Origin of the sequence: Trichlorobacter sp. (genome assembly GCF_030247655.1) — a bacterium.
Taxonomy (GTDB): domain Bacteria; phylum Desulfobacterota; class Desulfuromonadia; order Geobacterales; family Pseudopelobacteraceae; genus Trichlorobacter.
Genome location: NZ_JAOTRZ010000015.1, coordinates 25,545 through 32,036, shown reverse-complemented (window position 1 = coordinate 32,036; position 6,492 = coordinate 25,545). Strand labels below are relative to the sequence as shown.

The window sequence follows — 6,492 nt, the reverse complement described above, 5'->3', positions numbered from 1 at the left end:
GCAAAGAAATGGCCGATCTTGACATCAAAAAAGCGTGCGATCTTGGAAAGGGTTGCGATGGGGGGAGAAACGTTATTGTTTTCGATTTGAGAAATGAGGGCAGGCGAAAAACCGGTCTCCCGGGCCACAGCCTGGAGTGTCAGCTTCTTCGCTAATCGGAGTTTTTTAATTTTTGCACCAATATTGAATTCGTTGCTCATCACCTAATCCACCGGAATATAAACCTGTTTTGGTGCGGCGTTTGTATACAAAACCAGTTATATTGTCAATAAAATAGTTTTACTCGCAACAAAGTTGACAACAGTTTTACTATAAGTATTTTAACAACGCTAAATCAGGCTTTTGGCTCTCCCAAAAGCTGACGTGCCAGCAGCTCCACCGTATGCACCACCTCAATAGTAGAACCGTGTTGTTTCAGGCCGTCATCCAGCTGCATCATACAGCCGGGACAGCCAGTGGCTACGGCATCTGCGCCGGTGGCGATGATCGCCTCGCTCTTGAGATCATTGATTTCCATGGATGAACCGTAGTGATAGACATTGAAGGTTCCCCCCAGACCACAGCAGCGGTCTGCCCCTTCCATCTCCACCAGTTCAAGTCCGGGAGTGGCCTTGATCAGATCACGGGGTTGGGCAGTCAGCTTGCGGGTACGCAGATGACAGGGGTCATGGTAGGTAATTTTGCCGGTTGCACCGCTACCGGTTTCAACAGGTTTCAGGCCAAGCTGGGCCAAGAGCTGGGCAGCATCCACCGTCTTCGCGGCCAGCCGGTCAAGTCGCTCACGCAGTTCAGGGTTACGCTTACCCACCACCAGCGGATAAAGCCGGTGCAAGGCGCCACCGCAGGTGGCACAGGCACTCATCACATAATCAGCCTCATAGCGTTCCAGGGCCGCCAGGTTGCGCTCTGCCAGATCCCGAACGGTCTCGATGTCTCCGCCGGACATGCCGGGCAGGCCGCAGCACTGCTGATCTTTAGGAATGATAATGGTACAGCCCAGATGCTGGAATAACTTGACCGTGGCCACACCGACCCGGGGATAAGCGAAGTTGGTCATGCAGCCCACAAAGAAGATAATCCGTGGTTTATCCGGCTGACCTTCGATCACCTCAGGATAGCGTTCCATAAATGTGGTCTTGGCAATGGCCGGGATATAACGCTTGTTACCCACGAATGGCAGTGGGAAGCGCAGACGCAGGCCTGAGTTCTCCGGCACTTTCTTGAAGAATAGCGGCCCCAGCAGCGAGGCGGCCTTGGCACCCAGCTTCATCCGGGTCCGGCTCTTGATCACCTGCCCCACGGCAGCATGGAAGGTGGTCAGACCACGCTTCTTTGCCAGCGCCTCACGGGCGGCAATCACAATCTCGTCAGTGGGCACATCATTGGGACAGCGGTCCACGCAACTGCCACACAACAGACATTTGGACATGGCCAGGTAGGTCTGATCATCCAGATCAATGTCATCTTTCAACAGGTGTTGAACCAGGGTTAACTTGCCACGGGCCGTGGCTGGCTCACGCTGAAAGGCGGTAAAGGCAGGACAGTTGGAGCGACAGGTACCGCATTTGACGCACTTTTTTAATTCTTCTTCTATACGCTGCAGGGTATCAGCAACTATTTGATCAGACATAGACAAAATCCTTTTTAAACACAGAGCAACGGAGCAACAGAGAAAAACAAAACCCAACAACAATAGTAGACAAAACAACCCCAGCTTTTCAAGGATTTATATTTTTCAGGATTTATATTTCAGGCCTACTCAGTTGCTCGGTTGCTCCGTGTTTCAATCATGCCTTTCCAGTCTTCCAACGCAGCCAGTGCCCGTTCTGCCAGCAGCAGCTTACGGTCCTTTTTCTTGACCCGACTATCCAGGGAGGGAAACAGGCCATAATTAACATTCATCGGCTGAAAATGGCGGACATCGGCATTGGTAATGTGGTGGATCAACGCCCCCAAGGCTGTTTCCTGCGGCGGCAATGGTGGTTCCTGACCACCAGCCAAGGCTGCGGCCGTCAGCCCCGCAAGAAAACCTGACCCGGCGGATTCCACATAACCCTCAACCCCGGTGATCTGCCCGGCAAAGATGATACGAGGATCGCTCTTCAGTTGTTGAGTTGCCTGCAGCAGGGCTGGAGCATTGATAAAGGTATTGCGGTGCATGACTCCCAGCCGGACAAACTCGGCCTGTTCCAGTCCCGGAATCATCCGCAGTACCCGACGCTGCTCCGGCCAGGTCATCTTGGTCTGAAAACCTACCAGGTTATAGAGGGTCTTTTCAGCATTTTCTGCACGCAACTGCACCACGGCCCAAGGATCACGCCCGGTCTGGGGGTCGGGCAACCCCACCGGCTTCATCGGTCCAAAACGCAGGGTCTCATCACCACGCTCTGCCATCTCTTCAATCGGCATACAGCCATCAAAGTGGACCACTTTCTCAAACTCGCGGGGGGCTACCTTTTCAGCAGCTTTCACAGCCGCAATAAACGCCGTGTACTGTTCCTGAGCCATGGGGCAGTTGAGGTAATCATCAGGATCACCCTTGCCATAGCGTGAAGCGGCGTAAATTTTAGACTGATCAAGGGATTCTGCAGTGACAATCGGGGCGATGGCATCATAGAAGTAGAGCCGCTCCCCCACCAGACGGGACAATTCTTCAGCCAGGGCATCGCTGGTCAAGGGGCCGGAGGCCACCACCACCAAGCCTTCAGACGGCAGGCAGGTCAGTTCTTCACGGGTCAGAATGATGTTGGGATGGGAGGAAATCCGTTCAGTTATCCAAGCAGAGAACAGATCACGATCAACCGCCAGCGCCCCACCTGCCGGAACCCTGGTGGCATCGGCAGCCTGCATAATCAGGGAGCCACAACGCCGCAGTTCCTCCTTTAACAAGCCGACGGCATTACCCAGATCAGCCCCACGCAGGGAGTTGGAGCAGACCAGCTCAGCCAGGCCATCTAACTGATGGGCCGGTGAAAAACGGCGGGGCTTCATCTCATACAGCCGAACCTGAACCCCGCGCTCTGCCGCCTGCCAGGCAGCTTCGCACCCGGCCAGACCGGCGCCGATGATGGTGACCGGTATCATGCAGATGTCCAGTCACAGCCCTCTTTAGGACATTTCAGGAATTCACCCTTCTTCTTGTAGACCTTTTTGACCAGCACCGGGAATCCGCACTTGGGACAGGGCTGGGTAATTGGCGGATCCCAGAGGGCAAACTTACAGTCAGGATAGCGGTTACAAGAGTAGAACATCTTGCCGTAGCGGGATTTCTTCTCGGTCAGCTCCCCCTCTTTGCATTCAGGGCAGGCAACACCGGTTCCCTTGGGCTTGTTGAGCGGCTGGATGTTCTTGCAGGCCGGATAGCCGGAACAGGCCAGATACTTGCCGTAACGACCTGACTTGATCAGCATAGGCTGGCCGCATTTATCACATTTTTCTTCTGAAACTTCAGGCTCAGCAGCCTCTTCTGCACCACTGTTTTCCAGGTTACGGGTGTACTTACAGCCCTCTTTAAACCCGGTACAGGCGATGAACTTACCACGCTTACCCAACTTGATGGCCAGCGGCTTGCCGCATTCCGGGCAGGCCTCGTCCAGGGTCTCGGTGGTGAGATCGTCTTTCTTTACCTCACCCTCTTTTTGCTGCAGCAGGGTAATGAACGGGGTCCAAAACTCTCGTAAAAGCGGTTTCCACTGCTTTTCACCACGGGAGACCTGATCCAGCTCCTCTTCCAGGCCAGCGGTGAAATTATAATCCACATATTTGGGAAAGTGGGCGGTCAACAGGTCATTGACCACCATGCCGACATCTTCAGGGAAGAAGCGCTTCTTGTCCAGACGGGCATATTTGCGTTCCACCAGGGTATTAAGGGTACTGGCATAGGTGGAGGGGCGACCGATACCGTATTCTTCCAGGGTTTTGACCAGGGTGGCTTCAGTATAACGTGGTGGCGGCTGGGTAAAATGCTGCTCCGGCAGCACCTCAAGCAGCTTCAGTGCCTCGCCTTCCTCCAACGCCGGCAGGGTGCCTTCCTTTTCCTCGTCTTCGTCATCAACCCCTTCAATATACAGCTTCATGAAACCGGGGAAGCGGATCACCGAGCCGGTTGCCCGCAGTGTGAAGCTGTCCTTTTTCTCACCACTGACCGCGATATCAACTGAGGTCTGATCCAGCAGTGCCTCTGCCATCTGACAGGCAACGGTCCGCTTCCAGATCAGTTCATACAGCTTGAACAGGTCAGGGGTCAGGTATTTTTTTAGTTCTGCCGGGGTCTTGTCAATATAGGTAGGCCGGATCGCCTCGTGGGCTTCCTGAGCATTCTTTGACTTGTTCTTGTAAAAACGGGGCTTGGCCAGAGCATATTCCTTACCATAGGCCACGCTGATCAGGTCATGGGCATCTTGCAGGGCCTGGGCCGAAAGATTGACGCTGTCAGTACGCATATAGGAGATCAAACCAACCGTACCGCCCTCACCGATCGCCACCCCTTCATACAGTTTCTGGGCGGTGGACATGGTCTTTTTGGCTGAGAAGCCCAGTTTACGGGAGGCTTCCTGCTGCAGGGTAGAGGTGGTAAAGGGGGGAGCCGGGTTACGCTTCATCTCCTTGCGGGTTACCGATGCGACCTCAGCCTTGCCTTGTGCAATGGCATTCCTCAATGCATCGGCACTTTTCTGATCAGGAATATCAAACTTGCCCAGTTTCTTGCCATCCACCGCAATCAGACCGGCCTTGAGGGTCTGACCGCCCTGTTTTTCCAGTTTAGTTCCAATGGTCCAGTACTCCTGATCAACAAAGGCCTGGATCTCTTTTTCCCGCTCACAGACCAGTCGCAGGGCAACTGACTGCACCCGGCCTGCCGAGAGTCCATAACGGATTTTTTTCCACAAAAAGGGAGAGAGGTTAAAACCGACCAGGTAATCCAGAATAGAACGGGCCTGCTGGGCATCAACCAGGTCAATGGCTATATCTCGGGGATTCTGCACTGCATGGATGATGGCATCCTTGGTGATCTCATGGAACACCACCCGCTGAATCGGAATCTTGGGCTTTTTGTCCAGTCCCAGGGCAGCCAGCAGATGCCAGGAGATCGCTTCTCCCTCACGGTCGGGGTCAGTTGCCAGAAGCAGTCGATCCGCCCCCTTCAGCTCTTTCTTGATGGCATCAATATGCTTCTTGCTATCTGGCAGCACATGGTACTTGGGTTCAAAGTCATTGGCCGTATCAACCGAGCCCTGCTTGCTGGGCAGTGCCCTGACATGCCCAAATGAGGCCAACACCCGATAATCAGCACCGAGAAATTTTTCAATGGTCTTGGCCTTGGCCGGAGACTCGACAATTACAAGTTGATGCGCCATAGGTTCTCTAATCCTTAAGGAAGTGAATAGTATGATCCGGGAAGCTGTGACAGCATCCCTTTTAGTTCAAGGCCAAGCACCATAGCCGAAACCTCTCCGGGCGTCAATTCCAGAGCCTGGGTAATCTCATCCAGATGGCGCGGTCCCAGGGCAACCAGCTCATACACCGCAGCTTCGCGGGGAGTCAGGTTACAACGCGGAGCAACAAGCTGTTGATGAAACAATGGCAACGTTTGATCCGGCGTGCCGATTCTGGTTGCACCAAGAATATCATCAACGCAGTCCACCAGCTGGGCGCCTTCCTTGATCAACCGGTTGCTACCGCGACAGGCAGCAGTGCTGATCAGCCCCGGCACCGCCATCACCTCACGCCCCTGATCCAGGGCGTAACGGGCCGTGATCAGGGAACCGCTTTTTTCCACTGCCTCTACCACCAACACCCCACGGGAGAGGCCGCTGATGATCCGGTTGCGACGGGGGAAATGCTCTGCCAGCGGCTGGGTGCCCATGGGGAATTCTGAAATGATGCACCCATGCCCTGCAATCTGTTGCGCCAGTTGCCTGTTTTCAGGCGGATAGTCAATATCAACCCCACAGCCCAACACCGCCACGGTGGGACCGCCACCAGCCAGTGCACCACGATGGGCTGCAGTGTCTATCCCCCGGGCCAGACCGGAAACCACCAGTACGCCTACCGCAGCCAGTTCTGACGAAAGCCGCTCTGCCGCCTTTAACCCCTCTCGGGTTGCCCGACGGGAACCGACCACCGCAATGGCAGGCTCCCAGGCCGGGATCATTCCCCGCACGTACAACAATGGTGGCGGATCACCGATCTCAAACAGGCGGCGAGGAAACTCAGCATCCAGAAAGGTAAGCAGGCGGACACCACTCGCCTCTATCCTGCGACACTCTGCTTCAGCAAAACTACGACAGGCCGGGGCTGCAATGGCCTCCACAATCTGCGGCGTGATTCCCCGGACTGTAGCAAGGTCATCAGGATCTGCAGAAAGCACGTGATCCGGCGTATCAAAACGTTCCAGCAGCCGCCGGAACATGACCGGTCCAATCCCTTCCACTGCCCTCAAAGCTATCCAGGACCAGTAGTCCATGCTGCTCCCTTAAAAAACGAAGGCCG

Annotated in this window: 5 protein-coding genes; all 5 read right to left on the bottom strand. The window is 54.8% G+C overall.

The annotated features are described in order from the left end of the window. On the bottom strand, positions 1 to 200 hold a 200-nt coding region (locus OEL57_RS02610; RefSeq protein WP_300736639.1), incomplete at its 3' end, for a helix-turn-helix domain-containing protein. A 134-nt stretch (positions 201 to 334) separates the two neighbouring features. Beyond that, positions 335 to 1,630, bottom strand: coding sequence for a (Fe-S)-binding protein (locus tag OEL57_RS02605; RefSeq protein WP_300736638.1), 1,296 nt, complete (start codon positions 1,628 to 1,630; stop codon positions 335 to 337). Positions 1,631 to 1,755: 125 nt separating this feature from the next. Then, positions 1,756 to 3,084 carry a methylenetetrahydrofolate--tRNA-(uracil(54)-C(5))-methyltransferase (FADH(2)-oxidizing) TrmFO gene (trmFO, locus tag OEL57_RS02600; protein ID WP_300736636.1) on the bottom strand — a complete coding sequence of 443 codons (1,329 nt, stop codon included), beginning with the start codon at positions 3,082 to 3,084 and terminating at the stop codon, positions 1,756 to 1,758. Continuing rightward, positions 3,081 to 5,357, bottom strand: a complete 2,277-nt coding sequence (topA, locus tag OEL57_RS02595) for a type I DNA topoisomerase (protein ID WP_300736635.1) — start codon at positions 5,355 to 5,357, stop codon at positions 3,081 to 3,083. The genes trmFO and topA overlap by 4 nt, the downstream gene beginning before the upstream one ends. Before the next feature lie 14 nt (positions 5,358 to 5,371). Then, the gene (gene dprA, locus OEL57_RS02590; RefSeq protein ID WP_300736634.1) at positions 5,372 to 6,466 is read right to left on the bottom strand and encodes a DNA-processing protein DprA; all 1,095 of its coding nucleotides are present in this window, start codon (positions 6,464 to 6,466) and stop codon (positions 5,372 to 5,374) included. Between the last annotated feature and the right edge of the window lie 26 nt (positions 6,467 to 6,492).